The organism is Pseudomonas sp. DrBHI1 (assembly GCF_002205115.1).
Lineage (GTDB): Bacteria > Pseudomonadota > Gammaproteobacteria > Pseudomonadales > Pseudomonadaceae > Aquipseudomonas > Aquipseudomonas mosselii.
Genome location: NZ_NIBE01000059.1, coordinates 60599 through 76861, shown reverse-complemented (window position 1 = coordinate 76861; position 16263 = coordinate 60599). Strand labels below are relative to the sequence as shown.

Annotated in this window: 12 protein-coding genes; 6 read left to right on the top strand and 6 right to left on the bottom strand. The window is 65.1% G+C overall.

Annotated features, from left to right (window positions below; genetic code table 11):
• Positions 1-108 precede the first annotated feature (108 nt).
• From CC207_RS12385 to CC207_RS12375, 3 genes are read left to right on the top strand one after another with little or no spacing between them, the layout of a single operon-like run.
• Positions 109-909, top strand: coding sequence for a MetQ/NlpA family ABC transporter substrate-binding protein (locus CC207_RS12385; RefSeq protein ID WP_062359888.1), 801 nt, complete (start codon positions 109-111; stop codon positions 907-909).
• 1 nt (position 910) lies between these two features.
• A complete protein-coding gene (locus tag CC207_RS12380; protein WP_088852185.1) occupies positions 911-2020 on the top strand; it encodes a methionine ABC transporter ATP-binding protein in 1110 nt (369 codons plus the stop codon).
• Positions 2010-2654 carry a methionine ABC transporter permease gene (locus CC207_RS12375; RefSeq protein ID WP_028688575.1) on the top strand — a complete coding sequence of 215 codons (645 nt, stop codon included), beginning with the start codon at positions 2010-2012 and terminating at the stop codon, positions 2652-2654. The genes CC207_RS12380 and CC207_RS12375 overlap by 11 nt, the downstream gene beginning before the upstream one ends.
• A gap of 141 nt (positions 2655-2795) precedes the next feature.
• On the opposite strand, the gene dibA is transcribed toward CC207_RS12375, so the two are convergent.
• Entirely contained in the window at positions 2796-4691 is a 1896-nt protein-coding gene (dibA, locus tag CC207_RS12370; RefSeq protein WP_062359892.1) for a phosphodiesterase DibA, read from the bottom strand.
• 150 nt (positions 4692-4841) lie between these two features.
• Here dibA and desA point away from each other — a divergent pair, with 150 nt between their 5' ends.
• Positions 4842-6026, top strand: a complete 1185-nt coding sequence (gene desA / locus CC207_RS12365) for a delta-9 fatty acid desaturase DesA (RefSeq protein WP_069015914.1) — start codon at positions 4842-4844, stop codon at positions 6024-6026.
• A gap of 140 nt (positions 6027-6166) precedes the next feature.
• A complete protein-coding gene (locus tag CC207_RS12360; RefSeq protein WP_051555600.1) occupies positions 6167-7156 on the top strand; it encodes a sensor domain-containing diguanylate cyclase in 990 nt (329 codons plus the stop codon).
• Positions 7157-7212: 56 nt separating this feature from the next.
• Here the strand turns inward: CC207_RS12360 and CC207_RS12355 are convergent, their stop codons facing one another.
• The 5 genes from CC207_RS12355 to CC207_RS12335 form a co-directional block, all read right to left on the bottom strand.
• Positions 7213-8547, bottom strand: a complete 1335-nt coding sequence (locus tag CC207_RS12355) for a response regulator (protein ID WP_069015915.1) — start codon at positions 8545-8547, stop codon at positions 7213-7215.
• A gap of 138 nt (positions 8548-8685) precedes the next feature.
• On the bottom strand, positions 8686-9963 hold the full coding sequence (gene gabT, locus CC207_RS12350) for a 4-aminobutyrate--2-oxoglutarate transaminase (protein ID WP_028688579.1): 1278 nt from the start codon (positions 9961-9963) through the stop codon (positions 8686-8688).
• 183 nt (positions 9964-10146) lie between these two features.
• Positions 10147-11589: an NADP-dependent succinate-semialdehyde dehydrogenase gene (gene gabD / locus CC207_RS12345; protein ID WP_028688580.1), complete on the bottom strand. Its 1443-nt coding sequence runs from the start codon at positions 11587-11589 to the stop codon at positions 10147-10149.
• A gap of 316 nt (positions 11590-11905) precedes the next feature.
• Entirely contained in the window at positions 11906-13579 is a 1674-nt protein-coding gene (locus CC207_RS12340; protein WP_028688581.1) for an aryl-sulfate sulfotransferase, read from the bottom strand.
• A gap of 17 nt (positions 13580-13596) precedes the next feature.
• On the bottom strand, positions 13597-15933 hold the full coding sequence (locus tag CC207_RS12335; RefSeq protein ID WP_088852184.1) for a TonB-dependent receptor: 2337 nt from the start codon (positions 15931-15933) through the stop codon (positions 13597-13599).
• A gap of 192 nt (positions 15934-16125) precedes the next feature.
• Here CC207_RS12335 and CC207_RS27585 point away from each other — a divergent pair.
• The coding region (locus tag CC207_RS27585; protein WP_256582083.1) for a LysR family transcriptional regulator at positions 16126-16263 on the top strand (138 nt) is incomplete at its 3' end.

Here is a 16263-nt window from a genome sequence, read left to right as displayed (position 1 = left end):
CCCTGCGCGAGAAGCTGTTCGCCAGCAGCCAGCCGCATCTGCCCGCCGGACACCCCGGCGCCCGCTACCGCAACACCCCCGACCCTGCCCCGACTGGAGCCCTGCACCATGCTTGAGAAACTGTTCCGGCCCATCGCGGCCATTGCCCTGGGCCTCGGCCTGTCCGCCGCCGCCTTGGCCGCCGAACCGCTGAAGATCGGCACCACCGCCGCCTTCGCCATCCCCCTGGAGGCAGCGGTGGAAGAGGCCCAGAAACAGGGCCTGGAAGTGAAGCTGATCGAGTTCAGCGACTGGATCGCGCCCAATGTCAGCCTCAACAGCGGCGATATCGACGTGAACTACTTCCAGCACATCCCGTTCCTGGAAAACGCCAAGGCCGCCGCCGGCTTCGACCTGGTCCCGTACGCGCCGGGGATCATCAACAACGTTGGCCTGTACTCGAAAAAGTACAAGAGCTTCCACGATCTGCCCGAGGGCGCCAGCGTGGCCATCGCCAACGACCCGATCAACAGTGGCCGTGGCCTGCAATTGCTGGCCAAGGCCGGGCTGATCACCCTCAAGCCGGGCGTGGGCTACAAGGCCACCGAGGACGACATCGTCGCCAACCCGAAGAAGATCCGGATTCTCCAGGTCGAAGCCGTGCAACTGGTACGCGCCTATGACGACGCCGACCTGGTCCAGGGCTACCCGGCCTACATCCGCCTGGCCAACAGCTTCGACGCCACCTCGGCGCTGCTGTTCGACGGCCTGGAGAACAAGGAGTACGTGATCCAGTTCGTCATCCGCCCGCAGGAGAAGAACGACCCGCGCCTGGCCAAGTTCGTCGATATCTACCAACACTCGCCGGTCGTGCGCGCCGCCCTGGACAAGGCCCATGGCAAGCTCTACCAGGCCGGCTGGGAAGGCTGACATGGCCCAGGCCAGCGCCCTCAGGGCGCCCGTCCCGCCCGCCGAACCGTTCAAGGCCGAGGAAACCGCCCTGCGCCCGGAGGTGAACCAGGCGCACATCCGCTTCATCGGCCTGGGCAAGACCTATCCGGGCCAGGGCCAGCCGGCGCTGCAAGACATCGACCTGAACATTCGCCGGGGCGAGATCTTCGGCATCATCGGCCGCAGTGGCGCCGGCAAGTCCTCGCTGCTGCGCACCATCAATCGCCTTGAACAGCCCAGCCAGGGCCGGGTGCTGATCGACCAGGTGGATATCGCGCCGTTCGACGAGGACCGTCTGGTGGCGCTGCGCCGGCGCATCAGCATGATCTTCCAGCACTTCAACCTGATGTCGGCCAAGACCGTATGGCAGAACGTCGAGCTGCCGCTGAAGGTGGCCGGGGTGGACAAGGCCGAGCGCCAGCGCAAGGTGCGCGAGCTGCTGGCACTGGTCGGCCTGGAGGAAAAGCATCATGTCTATCCGGCGCAATTGTCCGGCGGGCAGAAGCAGCGCGTCGGCATCGCCCGGGCGCTGGTGCATGACCCCGAGATCCTGCTGTGCGACGAGGCCACCTCGGCGCTGGACCCGGAAACCACCGCCTCGATCCTCGAACTGCTGCGCGACATCAACCGGCGCCTGGGCCTGACCGTGGTGCTGATCACCCACGAGATGGCGGTGATCCGCGACATCTGCCAGCACGTGGTGGTGCTCGAACGGGGCGAGATCGTCGAGCAGGGCGAGGTCTGGCAGGTGTTCGGCGCGCCACGCCACGACGTCACCCGCACCCTGCTCGCACCGCTGCAGACCAAGCTGCCGGCAGCCTTGCAGGCCAGCCTGCGCGCCCAGCCGGTCAGCCGCGACGCGGCCGTGGTGCTCAAGCTCGACCTGCTCGGCGAGCCGGAACTGAGCGCCCTGTTCAACGACCTGGGCGGACGCGTGCGGCTGCTCCAGGGCGGCGTCGAGACCATCGGCGAGCAGGCCCTGGGGCAGTTGATCCTGTCCGTGCGCGGCTCGTCGCTGGACACCCATCAATTGCTCGAACGCGCCCGCCGCTGGGCCGCGGATGTGGAGGTACTCGGCCATGTGGATTGATCGCCTGCTGCAAGGCCTGTTCGACACCCTGCTGATGGTCGGCGTGTCCTCGCTGGTCGCGCTGCTGGTCGGGGTGCCGATGGCGGTGCTGCTGGTCACCAGCGACAAGGGCGGGATCTTCGAGGCCCCGGCGCTGAACCGGGTGCTGGGCGCCATCGTCAACCTGTTCCGCTCGATTCCGTTCCTGATCCTGATGGTCGCGCTGATCCCCTTCACCCGCCTGGTGGTCGGCACCACCTATGGCGTGTGGGCGGCCGTGGTGCCGCTGACCATCGCCGCCACGCCGTTCTTCGCGCGGATCGCCGAGGTCAGCCTGCGCGAGGTCGACCACGGCCTGATCGAAGCCGCCCAGGCCATGGGCTGCCGGCGCTGGCACATCGTCTGGCACGTGCTGTTGCCCGAGGCCCTGCCGGGCATCGTCGGCGGCTTCACCATCACCCTGGTGACGCTGATCAACTCGTCGGCCATGGCCGGAGCGATCGGCGCCGGTGGCCTGGGGGATATTGCCTACAGGTATGGATACCAACGCTTCGACAGCCAGATCATGCTGACCGTGATCGTGATGCTTGTGGCATTGGTGGCGCTGATCCAGCTGGGCGGGGACCGTCTGGCCAAAGGGTTGAACAAACGTTGAAATATTATTGGTGTAGGAGCGGCCTTGTGTCGCGAAAGGGCCGCGAAGCGGCCCCAGGATTTCAGCGTTGATGCAATCGCCGGGGCCGCATTGCGGCCCTTTCGCGACACAAGGCCGCTCCTACAACGGTATGCACATGGCTCAGCCCCAGTGCAGCTCCGCCGCCGGCACCGGCCGCCCGAACCAGTACCCCTGCCCCAGCTGGCATTGCTGCTCCAGCAGGAACCGCGCCTGCTCCGCCTGCTCTACCCCCTCGGCGTGCACCTGCATGCCCATGCTCCGCGCCAGGGCGATGATCACCCGCACGATGGCGATGTCGTCCTCGTCATGGGGCAGGCCCGCGACGAAGCCCTGGTCGATCTTGAGCTTCTGCACGGGCATTCGCTTGAGCCGCAGCAATGACGAGTACCCCGTGCCGAAGTCGTCGATGGCCAGTGTCACGCCCAGCTCGCGCAGGCGGTAAAGCTGCTCCAGGGCAACCTCGGGGTCTTCCATCACCGCGCTCTCGGTCACTTCGAGCTCGAGCAGCGCTGGGTCCAGCCCGGTGTCGTGCAATGCATCGGCCACCTGCCGGTACAGGTCGCGTTGGCTGAACAGGCGGCTGGAAATGTTCACCGCAACGAATGCCAACTGCCGTCCCTCGGTCTGCCACTGCACCATCTGCCGGCAGGCCTGGTGCAACACCCAGGCGTCGATCTCGGCGATCAGCCCGGTGCGTTCGGCGATAGGGATGAACTCACCGGGTGGGACCAGACCACGCTGCGGATGCTGCCAGCGCACCAGTGCCTCGACGCCTATCATCCGCGCGGTGAACAGGTCATGCACCGGTTGGAAGAACACCCGCAGCTCCTGCTGCTCCAGCGCTCGGCGCAACTCGCCGGCGGTTTCGACCCGCTGCTGGGCATGGGCGGTGAGCTCCTCGGTGTACAGCGCATAGCAGGCTCGGCCGTTGCTCTTGGCCTTGAACAGCGCCGAGTCGGCGTTGCGCAACAACTGCTCGGCACTCAGCGCGTCGCTGGGGAACAGGCTGATGCCGATGCTGACACTGATGAACAGGCGATTGCCTTCGAAGCAGAACGGTTCCTTCAATCGCTCGATGATCGATTGCGCCAGCTTGCCGGCCTGGCCGACCTGCTGGCAGTTCTCGGCCAGCACGCCGAACTCGTCGCCGCCCAGCCGGGCCAGGGTCACGCCGCTGCCCAGCACCTCCCGCAGGCGCTCGCCGACCAGCTTGAGCAGTTGGTCGCCGATGGTGTGGCCAAGGCCATCGTTGATGCTCTGGAAATGGTCGAGGTCGAGCAGCAGCAGGGCACAGCCGCGCTTGTTGGCCTGGGCCGCGGCCATGGCCTGCATGGCGCGGTCGTTGAATAGCAGACGGTTGGGCAGGCCGGTCAGCGGGTCGTGATGGACGAGATAGGCCAGTTCTTCCTCGGTGTGCTTGATCGCGCTGATGTCGCTGAAGACCGCGACGTAATGGCTGAGCGCGCCACTGTCATCGCGAATGGCGCAGATCGTCTGCCATTGCGGGTAGATCTCCCCGCTTTTACGGCGGTTCCAGATCTCCCCGCTCCACTCGCCCTGCTCCGCCAGGGCGGCGTAGATCTGCTGGTAGAACGGCGCGCCATGCCGACCGGACTTGAACTTGCTCGGGCGCTGGCCGATGACTTCGTCCTGCTGGTAGCCGGTGATGCGCATGAAGGCCCGGTTGACGTGCACGATCAGGCCATTGCGGTCGGTCACCAGCACACCCTCCAGGGTGCTGTCGAACACCGCCGCAGCCATGCGCAGGCGCTCGCGGTCTTCACTGCGCAAGCGGGCGCCGATGCCGATGAAGTTCAGCAGGCGGGCACGGGAGACAAAGATCAGCAAGGCACTGAGCAGCACCCAGACCACCACGTTGATCTGCCGGCCCACGGTCAGCGCCAGCGGGTCGTCGGTCATGCCCTGCAGGACCAGCTCGGACAGCACCAGCCAGAGGATCGAAAGCACCACATAGAGCCCGGCCATGCGCAAGGCGTCGCGAACGGAAACAGACATGTCGGGTGGATGAGCCCATGAAAAATGAAGGGGCATTATAAGGGCTGAAACACCCTGTGACCTCCTATCTAAAAGGGTGACTGGTTTTATTTCCCCGCCCAGGGATAATGCGAGCGCTGTTCCCCTGAGTTTTCGAGGGTCTTTCCCGTTATGTGGTACTACGGTCTACTCGACTTGTCGGCCTGGCAACTGGTCGCCGTCACCCTGCTGATGACCCACCTGACCATCGTCAGCGTCACCATCTACCTGCACCGCTACTCGGCGCACCGCGCCCTGGAGCTGAACGCGGGGCTCAAGCATTTCTTCCGTTTCTGGCTGTGGCTCACCACCGCGCAGAACACCCGCGAATGGACCGCCATCCACCGCAAGCACCACGCCAAGTGCGAAACCCCGGACGACCCGCACAGCCCCGTGCACAAGGGCCTGGGTACCGTGCTGCGCAAGGGTGCCGAGCTGTACCGTGAAGAGGCGCGTAACGAAGAAACGCTGCGCATCTACGGCAAGAACTGCCCGGACGACTGGATCGAGCGCAACCTCTACACCCGCTTCAAGCTCGGCGGCATCGCCCTGATGGCGGTCATCGACCTGCTGCTGTTCGGCACCATCGGCATCACCATCTGGGCGATCCAGATGATGTGGATCCCGTTCTGGGCCGCCGGCGTGGTCAACGGCCTGGGCCATGCCGTGGGCTACCGCAACTTCGAGTGCCGCGACGCCGCCACCAACCTGGTGCCGTGGGGCATCATCATTGGTGGGGAGGAGCTGCACAACAACCACCACACCTACCCCAACTCGGCGAAGCTGTCGGTGCGGCGCTGGGAATTCGACATGGGCTGGATGTGGATCCGTCTGCTGAGCCTGCTGCGCCTGGCCAAGGTCCAGCGTGTCGCGCCCATCGCCCATCGCGTGGAGGGCAAGGCGTCGCTGGACATGGACACCGCCATGGCCATCCTCAACAACCGCTTCCAGATCATGGCCCAGTACCGCAAGCTGGTGATCGGCCCGCTGGTCAAGCAAGAGCTGGACAAGGCCGACGCCTCGCTGCGCCACCGTTTCCGCCGTGCCAAGCGCCTGCTCTCGCGGGAAACCAGCCTGCTGCAGGACCGCCACCACGTGCGCATCGAGTCGATGCTGGCCCACAGCCAGGCTCTCAAGACCATCTACGAAAAGCGCCTGGCGCTGCAGCAGATCTGGGCGCGCACCAGCGCCAACGGCCACGATATGCTCGCCGCGATGAAGGATTGGGTACACGAGGCCGAGGCCAGTGGCATCCACTCGCTGCGTGACTTCGCCGCCCAGCTCAAGACCTACTCGCTGCGCCCCAATGGCGCCTGAGCACCGTTGATCGGCATGCCCCGCAACGGGGCGTGCCGACCGGAACTTCCCCCCCGCAAATCGACTCAAATCCGGCATATCGCCCGCGTGGCGGGCCGGACCGTGGCCGCACGCCCATCGTCGAGAAACGTTCCGTGCTCATGGCCAAAGACCTCCCACCCACACCTGCCGGCACTCCCCGCCCAGAAGCCGCCCAGACCCTGCTGGCCCTGCTCCATGCCCAAGGCGAAGTGGCTCGCCTAAGCGAACGCGAGCAGCTGTACAGCTCGCTGCTCGACAGCGTCAACGCCGTGCTCTGGGCCTTCGACTGGGAAACCCGTCAGGTGCTCTACGTCAGCCCCGCCTACGAGCGCATCTTTGGCCGCCCGGCCAGCCTGGTACTGGCCGACTACAACGAATGGCGCGACGCCATCTACCCGGACGACCTGGAGTACGCCGAACGCAGCCTTGCCCAGGTGCTGGTCAAGGGCACCGTCGAGGACCGCGAATACCGCATCCTCAATGCCGCCGGCGAGGTGCGCTGGCTCAGCGACAAGTGCTACATCAACCAGCAGCGCGAGGGCGACCAGCGGGTGATCATCGTCGGCATCGCCGAGGACATCACCGAAAAAAAACAGCTCGAAGGCGAGCTGCAACGCCTGGCCACCACCGATGTGCTGACCCAGAGCAGCAACCGCCGGCACTTCTTCGAGTGCGCCCAGCAGGCCTTCGACAGCGCACGCGAGGACGGCGCGCCGATGGCCTTCCTGCTGCTGGACATCGACGATTTCAAGCATATCAACGACACCTACGGCCACCAGGAAGGCGACCAAGTGCTACAGCGCATCGCCGACAGCGGCAAGGCCGTGCTGCGCCGTGGCGATCAGTTCGGACGAATCGGTGGCGAGGAGTTTGCGGCCGTGTTCCCCGGCTGCACCGCACAAGTGGCCGAGCAAATTGCCGAGCGTCTGCAGCGGGAGATCCAGCGGTTGAGCTTCAGCCATGGCGAGCACACCTACGGGGTTACCGTAAGCCAAGGGCTGACCGGGTTGCAGGATGAGGATGAAACGCTCGACAGCCTGTTCGCCCGGGCGGACGCCGCCATGTACCGTGCCAAGCGCCAGGGCAAGAACCAGATCGTTAAAGGCTGAAGCGGATCACTTCGCGGCTGCGGCACTCCACTCGTAATCGATCAGCCCGCTACGTCTCAGGCCTGCTCCTCACCCCCCGCCGGATCAGCATCAATAGTCAGGGCAGCGATGGGAGCAACCTGCAGCTTGCTCTCGGCCGCTTCCGCCGCCAGACGCTCGGCCTCCTCCCGCGCCAGCGCTTCCGGGTCCACCTTGCGCAGCCGCGACAGCTCCGGCAATCCAAGTTTTAGCAAGCGCGCCGTCTTGCTGCTGGCGACCTTCTCCAGCCCTTCGCTGGGCTTGAGCCGCGACAGCTGCCCGGCCAGGTTCATCGCCAGGATCTCCCGGGAGTAGACGCCGCCGCCCAGCTGGTACACCGCGGCGATCAGCTCGCGCAGGTCCAACGGCAGACGCCAGCGGGTGCGCAGTGCCGAGCCGAACGGCGCGCCGAACTCGTTGAGCGACAGCTCCACCTGGTCCTCGTCCAGCTCGCCACCGGCCAGGCGCCACTCCTGCAAGGTGCGCAGCACCGCCAGGTCCCCCAGGCAGTGCAGCAGCCCCGCGCAGTAACAACGCGCTTCGTCCACCTCGAGCATGCGCGCCAATGTGCGGCCGTACTCGGCGGTGTGCAGCGACAGGTTCCAGTAATGGGTGGCGTGCCGCTCCAGCAGCGGGTCGGTCAAACGGGCGCTGCGCTTGAGCGTGAGGCCGAGGATGAGGTTCATGCTCTGGGTGCTGCCGAGCTTGTTCAGCGCCTGCAGCAGGGTCTGTACCGGCGCTTCACGGTGCAGGGCGGCACTGTTGGCGGCGGCGATGAGCACGCCGGTGATCTGTGGGTCGTTGCGCACCTCTTCCTCGAGCACCTTGAGGTTGAGGCCATGGGGGTTGAGGGCCCGCTTGACCGCCACCTGCACATCGGCAAACAGCGGGCCGCCGTCGGCGGTGGCCCGGCGCTGTTCCAGGTAGGCCGGCAGTCGCGCGCCGGGCTGCAACGGCGGTACCGGGCAGGCGATCTGCTCACCTACTGCCAGCAGCAGGTTCTCCAGGCGCTTGCGCAGGTTGTCCAGGTCAAGCGGCTTGCTCAGGTAGGCGGTCGGGTGCAACGGCAGCGCCTCGCGCACACTGGCGCTGTCGGTGCGGTCACTCATGAGGATGAACGGCAAACCGGGCTTGTCGCCCTTGGCGCGCACCTTGCGCAGCAGATCGAGGCCGTCGAACCCTGAGAGTTCACGGGCAGCGATGATCAGGTCGGGTTTGGCCGCCAGCGCACTCAGCGCCTCGGAACCATCGGCACAAACCTGCAGGCGGGCATCGCAGCGCACGCTAAGCAGCATTTCGCTGAGCATGTCGCGCACCCAGGGATCGCCTTCGGCAATCAGCACGCAGGGGGGGACGGGGTCGACAGCGCTCATGGGCTATTCTCCAGGCTATGACGCGCGATCCATCGCAGCTTCCACGGAATCCTCGTACAACCTTAGCGCCTGATACCGGCGAACGGCACAAAAAAAAACCCGCCGAGGCGGGTTTTTTTCTAAAGCATGTCACATTCTTCAGGCCAGTTCGGCGAAGCACTCTTCGATGATGGCCAGGCCTTTGTCCAGCAGCGCGTCTTCGGCGGTCAGCGGAACCAGAATCCGCAGGACGTTGCCGTAAGTGCCGCAGGACAGCAGGATCAGGCCTTTGTCGCGCGCCTTGGCGACCACCTGGGCAACAGCGGCGGCGTTCGGGGTGTGGGTGCCTTTCTCAAAGACTTCCACCGCGATCATCGAGCCCAGACCACGGATATCGCCGATGATCGGGTGCTTCTTCTGGATTTCACGCAGGCCGGCGGTCAGGCGCTCGCCGACAGCCTTGCTGCGATCCAGCAGTTTCTCTTCCTCGAACACTTCGATTACGGCCAGGGCCGCGGCGCAGGCGATCGGCGAGCCGGCATAGGTGCCGCCCAGGCCGCCCGGGGCGATGGCGTCCATGTACTCGGCCTTGCCGCACACACCGGCCAGCGGGAAGCCGCCGGCGATCGACTTGGCGAAGGTGGTCAGGTCAGGCGCGACGCCCATCTGCTCCATGGCGAAGAAGGTGCCGGTGCGGCCAGCGCCGGTCTGTACTTCGTCGGCGATCAGCAGGATGCCGTGCTGGTCGCACAGGGCGCGCAGGCGCTTCATCAGCTCTTTCGGCGCCGGCAGGAAACCGCCTTCGCCTTGTACCGGCTCGAGGATGATCGCGGCGATGTCGCGTGGCTCGGCGTCGTTCTTGAAGATGCGCTCGACCGAGGCAATGGCGTCATCGACGCTGATGCCGTGCAGTTCGCTCGGGAACAGGGCGCGGAAGATGCCGCCTGGCATCAGGCCCATGCCAGCGGAGTACGGCACGACCTTGCCGGTCAGGCCCAGGGTCATCATGGTGCGGCCGTGGTAGCCGCCGGTGAAGGCGATCACGCCGGCACGGCCGGTGGCGGCACGGGCGATCTTCACGGCGTTTTCAACGGCTTCGGAGCCGGTGGTGACCAGCAGGGTCTTCTTGTCGAAGTTGCCTGGGACCAGCTTGTTGATCTTCTCGCACAGCTCGACGTAGGGCTCGTAGGCCAGCACCTGGAAGCAGGTGTGGCTGACCTTGGTCAGTTGCTCTTGCACGGCCGCGACCACTTTCGGATGCAGGTGGCCGGTGTTCAACACCGCGATGCCGCCGGCGAAGTCGATCAGTTCGCGGCCTTCGACGTCGATCACCGTCGAGTTCTTCGCGGTATCGACGAAGATCGGGTGAATCTGGCCAACGCCACGTGGGACGGCGGCGACACGGCGTTGCATCAGGGATTCGTTGGTCTTGCTCATAGTGCCCTCAATTGCGCCGGTTCTGCGGCGCTTTTATTCGGGGGTGGCTGGATGCAGGCGTGCACAGTATTCGTTGATCGACTGCCACACATGCCCTGGCCACCAGGTACCGCTATGTCAAAAAGGCCAGCGAGACGTCGCTCTCGCGCCCCGCTGGCAGAGGTAAAAGCGTTTACCTGGCGATCAGACGCTGATGCACAGGTATTTGATCTCGAGGTAGTCCTCGATACCGTACTTGGAACCTTCACGGCCCAGGCCCGAAGCCTTGATGCCGCCGAACGGCGCCACTTCGTTGGAGATCAGGCCGGTGTTGATACCCACCATGCCGTATTCCAGGGCCTCGGCGACGCGGAACACGCGGCTCATGTCGCGGGCGTAGAAGTACGAGGCCAAGCCGAACTCGGTGTCGTTGGACATGGCGATGACTTCGGCCTCGTCCTTGAAGCGGAACAGCGGCGCCAGCGGGCCGAATGTCTCTTCCTTGGCGACGGCAGCGGTCTTCGGTACGTCGACCAGGATGGTCGGCTCGAAGAAGTTGCCTTCGATGATCTTGCCGCCGGACAGTACCTTGGCGCCCTTGGCGACGGCGTCCTCGATGTGCTCCTGGACCTTGGCGACAGCCTTGCCGTCGATCAGCGGGCCAGTGGTGGTGCCTTCTTCCAGGCCGTTGCCGATCTTCAGCTTGGCCACCGCGGCCTTCAGCTTCTCGGCAAACGCGTCGTAGACGCCGTCCTGCACGTAGATGCGGTTGGCGCAGACGCAGGTCTGGCCGTTGTTACGGTACTTGGAGATGATCGCGCCCTCGACCGCCTTGTCCAGGTCGGCGTCGTCGAACACGATGAAAGGCGCGTTGCCGCCCAGTTCCAGGGAAACCTTCTTGATGTCCTTGGCGCATTCTTCCATCAGCTGGCGGCCGATCTCGGTCGAGCCGGTGAAGGACAGCTTGCGCACCAGCGAGTTGCCGGTCAGCTCGGAGCCAACCTCGCCGGCGCTGCCGGTGATCACGCTCAGCACGCCAGCCGGGATGCCGGCACGGGTGGCCAGCTCGACCAGGGCCAGGGCGGAGTACGGGGTCTGCGAAGCGGGCTTGAGCACCATGGTGCAACCGGCGGCCAGGGCCGGGCCGGCTTTACGGGTGATCATCGCGGCCGGGAAGTTCCACGGGGTGATGGCGGCGGTGACACCGATCGGCTGCTTGATGACGATCAGGCGTTTGTCCGGCTGGTGGCCTGGGATGACGTCGCCGTACACGCGCTTGGCTTCCTCGGCGAACCACTCGATGAACGAGGCGGCATAGGCGATCTCGCCCTTGGCCTCGGCCAGTGGCTTGCCCTGCTCGGTGGTCATCAGACGGGCCAGGTCGTCCTGGTGCTCGATCATCAGCTCGAACCAGCGACGCAGCTTGCCGGCACGCTCTTTGGCAGTCAGTGCGCGCCAGGCCGGCAGGGCCTTGTCGGCGGCCTCGATGGCGCGGCGGGTCTCGGCGGCGCCCATCTTCGGCACGGTACCGATCACCTCACCGGTGGCCGGGTTGGTCACCTTGATGGTCTGACCGCTGTCCGCATCCAGCCATTCACCGTTGATGAAGGCTTGCTGGCGGAACAACTGAGCGTCTTTGAGCTGCATGTCGGCTTCCCTTTACTGCGAATTATTGATTGTTGAAAAGGCGCCCCGAGAAGGGGGCGGCCGTCACAAATTCGTGCACCAGGGTGTTCGACGCCTGGGTGCCGAGCGTTTGAAATCTCAAACGGAATGCTAAGCGGGGGTTGGGGTGTTGGACAATAGGCTGTTCGAAAAAAAGAACGAATGGTTGAACCCCCCCCTGGCAAACGGCCCAATCGCGGGGCAAGCCCGCTCCCACAAGGAGCGCAGGGTTCCTGTGGGAGCGGGCTTGCCCCGCGATTGGGCCGTAAGAGGTTAGACCATCGGTCAGAAGGAAGGGTCAGAACGCCTTGTCGAGATCGATCACCAGCGCCCGGTAGCCCACGCTGCCCGGCTGGCGACTGTGCACTTTCAGCTCCACCACCACCTCCTGGGTGCCGCGACGCACTTCATTGAGCACGCTGGTCGTCAGCTTCTCCGGTGTCAGGAAACTCACCGAAGCCGAGTAGATGAACTGGGTATCGGTCTGCGCCTGGTACGCCACCACCGAGGTGATCGGGCTGTACCACTCGTCACCGCGCTCCTTGCCGTACTGCCATACCTGCTCGACCGTGCCCTTGGCCTCGTCGATGCGGTACTCCACCGCCCGGCTGTAGTTGCCAGTCAGCCTAGTCGGGCCGAAGTCGCGGCCCCAGCCGTTGTCGAACACAGTCAGCGTGCCGTGCCCGGTCAGCCAGGCGGTGTGCTGGGTCCAGGACCACTCGAAGCCCTCGCCCACCGGTTTGAGCACTTTGTCCTGCAAACGTGCCGGCCAACCTTGCGGCGCGGCGAGGATCCACTTCACCTGCTTGTCGCGGCCGATCTTCACCACGCCCTGGTGCCGTGCTGAAACGATGATGCTGTCGTCATCGGCGTCGTAGTCGATGGCATTGACATGGGCCCAGTTGCGCCCGGTACCGACACCGGGAACGTCGCCGAACGGCAGGTCGCCTTCAGCCAATTCGTTGGCCAGCCGCTCATCCTGTTTCTTTACACCGTCCGGCAGCTGGATCGCGGCCTTGCCCAGGGTTTCCAGCAGCTCGCCGCGGTACGGATCGAGGATCTGGTTCAGGTCCCAGAAATCCAGCACGTCGCCAGCCTCGTTGACCTCGATGATATGGTCGCGGATCGAGCGCACGCGCTTGCCGTCCGGGCGACGGTAGTCGCTGGTGCCGACCCGCAGCAGGTAGCTGCCGTTCACCGTCTCGCGGATCTCGTGGGAGAAGTCGGCGAACTTGTCCGGCAGGTTGCGCTGCCACACCTTGCGCCCCAGCAGGTCGTACTTGGAGTAGGTCTGGCCCTGGCCCCAGATCAGCTTGCCGTCGCGGGTCTGGTGGAAGCCCATGGTGCCGCCCAGGCCGTCGCGATGGTTGGAATCATGGATCTGCTCGATATCCAGGTACCAGCGCACGTCACCATTGCTGTCGGCGATCCAGTTGTTGCCCACCGAGTCCCACTCGGCGGCGCCGCCCAGGCCGTTCCACTTGAAGGCGCGCCCACCCGGGATCTCGGCCAGCAGGTGATTGAACAGGTACAGGCGCTTTTCGAAACCGGGGGCGACCTTGACCGGCTCTACCTCGGGCAGCGCGGCAGTCTGCTTGGCCACCACCGGCAGGCGCACCGCCGGGGCGTAGATTTCGTAACGTTCGCGGATGCGTTCGCCATCAAGCTTGTAACTCACCTCGACCTGGTTGACGTGGTCGGGGTACAGGCCGAACACCGGGATGCCGCCGTAGGTCCACAGCGAGCGGTCGGACACGTCGTAGACGATATCGACACCGCGCTCGCCGCGGCCCAGCACCCGCACATGGGCGGCACTCAGGGTACGCCCGCCGTCACGGATGATCGCGGTCAGCGGCGCCAGCCGGTACGGGTTGACCACCACGTCGCCGAGCAGGGCTTGGTCGCGGTCGGGCACCTTGGCGGTGAGGCAGGCGCCTTCGGGCAGGTCATGCGGTTGGGTCTTGGCATTCATGGCAAAGCTCCTTGTGCTCAGAAGTCGTAACGGGCGGTGGCGCCCACGGTGCGCGGGGTGCCCAGCACGCCGGCATAGCCGCCGTTGGCGGAGTTCCACAGGCTGGTGAAGTAGGTCTTGTCGCCGGCGTTCTTCACCCACAGCGACAGGTCGAGCACGCCGTCGCCCTGGTCCAGGCGCACGCCGGTGGACAGGTTGACGATGGCGTAGCTGGGGATCTGGCCGTAGTCGGAATCGTCGATGGTGCCGACGGCCTTGGAGCGGAACGCGTAGCTGGCGGTGACGTAGGGCTCGATGCGTTCGCTGATCTGCCACTTGTACTGGCCGTTGAGGTTGGCGATGTACTTGGAGGCGCCGACCACCTGGTGGCCGGACAGGTCGCAGGTGGCGGCGGGGTTGGCCAGGCTTACCTCGGGCGGGCACGGCGCGTCCTTGTAGTCGGTGTAGCGCACGTCGTTCCATGAGCCGTTGAAGTTCAGCGTCAGGCCTCGGATCGGCAGGGCCGTGGCTTCGAACTCCAGGCCGCGAGAACGCACGCTGCCGGCGTTGGCCAGGTACTGCACACGGTTGGCTTCGTCGTAGACGTTGGCCTGGTAGCCGTGCACTTCAGTCCAGAACAGGTTGGTGTTCAGCTGCAGGCGGTTGTCGAACAGGGTGCTCTTGAGCCCGAGTTCGGCGTTGTTGGCCCGCTCGGTACCCACCAACAGCGAATCGGTGCCCAAGCGTGGGGCGGCACCGACAGTCAGGTTGACACCCCCGGACTTCTCGCCGTGGGACAGGCTGGCATAACCCAACAGGTCATCGGTGAATCGGTAGCTCAGGCTGAGCAGCCCGGAGGGGGCGAAGCTGTATTGGTTAAGGTCACCTGAGTCGTACGCGCCCACCCGGCCCTGGCGGGCGGCCGCGGCCGCACCGGTGACGGCCGCGCCGCCGGACGGCGCATCGCGGGTCACCCAGGCGCTTTTCTCCTCGTAGGTGCCGCGTACCCCGGCGGTGAAGTCCAGGCGCTCGGTCAGGTGCCAGGTGCCCTGGGCGAACAGGGCGTAGCTGTCGGTGTCGATGTGGCCATTGCCGATGGTGTTCACGTTGGCCAGGGCGCCGGCCGGGGTCAGGTTCCAGATATCGGCCTGCGGCCCGTAGTAAGTGAACGATTTATTGTCCAGGTCCTGCTTGAAGTAGTACGCGCCCAGTACGTAGTCGAAGAAGCCGCCGGTGGGTGAGGCCAGCCGAAGCTCCTGCGAGTACTGCTTGTCCCGCACCGAAACCCCGGCACTGTAGAACACCGGCACGTTGAGGCCGTCGTCGTTGCGCGGGGTGAAGTCCCACCAACGGTAGGCGCTGATCGAGGTGAGGGTGAAGTCGTTGGGCAGGGTCCAGTTGGCCTCTACCGAAGTGCCGCCCTGGAACACCTTGACCATCTGGTCGGCATCGAAGTTGACCTTGCGGTCCTTGCCCGACACCAGGGTGGCGCCGGCCTGGGCGGCCAGGCTTTCGTAGCGGTTCACGCCATTGATGGTCGGGCCGGTGCTGTAGAGGCTGAGGATGCCGTTGTCGGAGTCTTCTTCGTTGTACTCGCCGATCCAGCGCAGGTTGAAGGTTTCGCTGGGCTTGAACAGCAACTGGGTACGAAAGCCCTGGCGCTTGCCGCCATTGAGGTCGTGGCCGTTGTAGATGTTCTTCACATAGCCGTCGTCCTCGGTGTGGTAGGCGCTGATGCGCCCGGCGAGGGTGTCGGTCAGGGGGCCGGAGAAGCTGCCCTGGGTCTGCCAGTAGCCATCCTCGCCCAACGACGACTGCACGCTGCCTTCCTGGTGGAAGGTCGGCTTGCGGGTGGTGATGTTGAGCACCCCGGCAGTGGTGTTCTTGCCGAACAGCGTGCCTTGCGGCCCCCGCAGCACCTCCAGCTGCTCGACATCGAGCAGGTCGAACACCGCCATGCCCGGGCGCCCCAGGTAGACGTTGTCCAGATACACGCCGACGCTGCCTTCCAGGCCATCACTGGCCGGGTTGTTGCCCAGGCCGCGAATGGAAATGCTCGACTGGCGGGCGTGCACATAGGCGACGTTGGTGCTCGGCACCAGCTGTTGCAGATCCTGCACGCGATAGATGCGCTGGGTCTCCAGGGTTTCGCTGCCCAGCACGCTGATCGGCGTGGGCACGCTCTGGGCGGTCTCCTCACGGCGCCGGGCATTGACAGTGACGGTGCCGAGCTTGGCCTCCTGCTCGACAGCTGGCGCAGCCGAGCGCGGCTCTTCGGCGAAGCTGTTGCCGGCGGCGGCCAGCAGCACGCCAGCGGCCAAGGGTTGCAGGGCGAATACCGACGCGCGCGCCGGCCAACGGGAAAGTCGGGACATGCAGATGCTCCTTGGAGGCACAGGCCCTGGCGAGCATTTCCGTTGGCGGAACCGAATCGCGATCAGACGGGCTTTATTCTTTTAAGAGATATAAATATTTGTATTTCATATTTTGTGGAATAAGTGACTCCCTTTATAAGGTTCCCAACCCTTCCCAGCAATTGCATTCCACCGAAAGTTTCCATGTAGAAAATGCATATCGACCTGCGCCAGCTCCGCCACTTCATCGCCCTTGTCGAGCACCGCAGCTTTGTCGCCGCGGCGGCGGCGGTGAACCTCTCGCAATCGGCCTTCAGCCGCAGCATCCAGACGCTGGAACACAACGTCGGC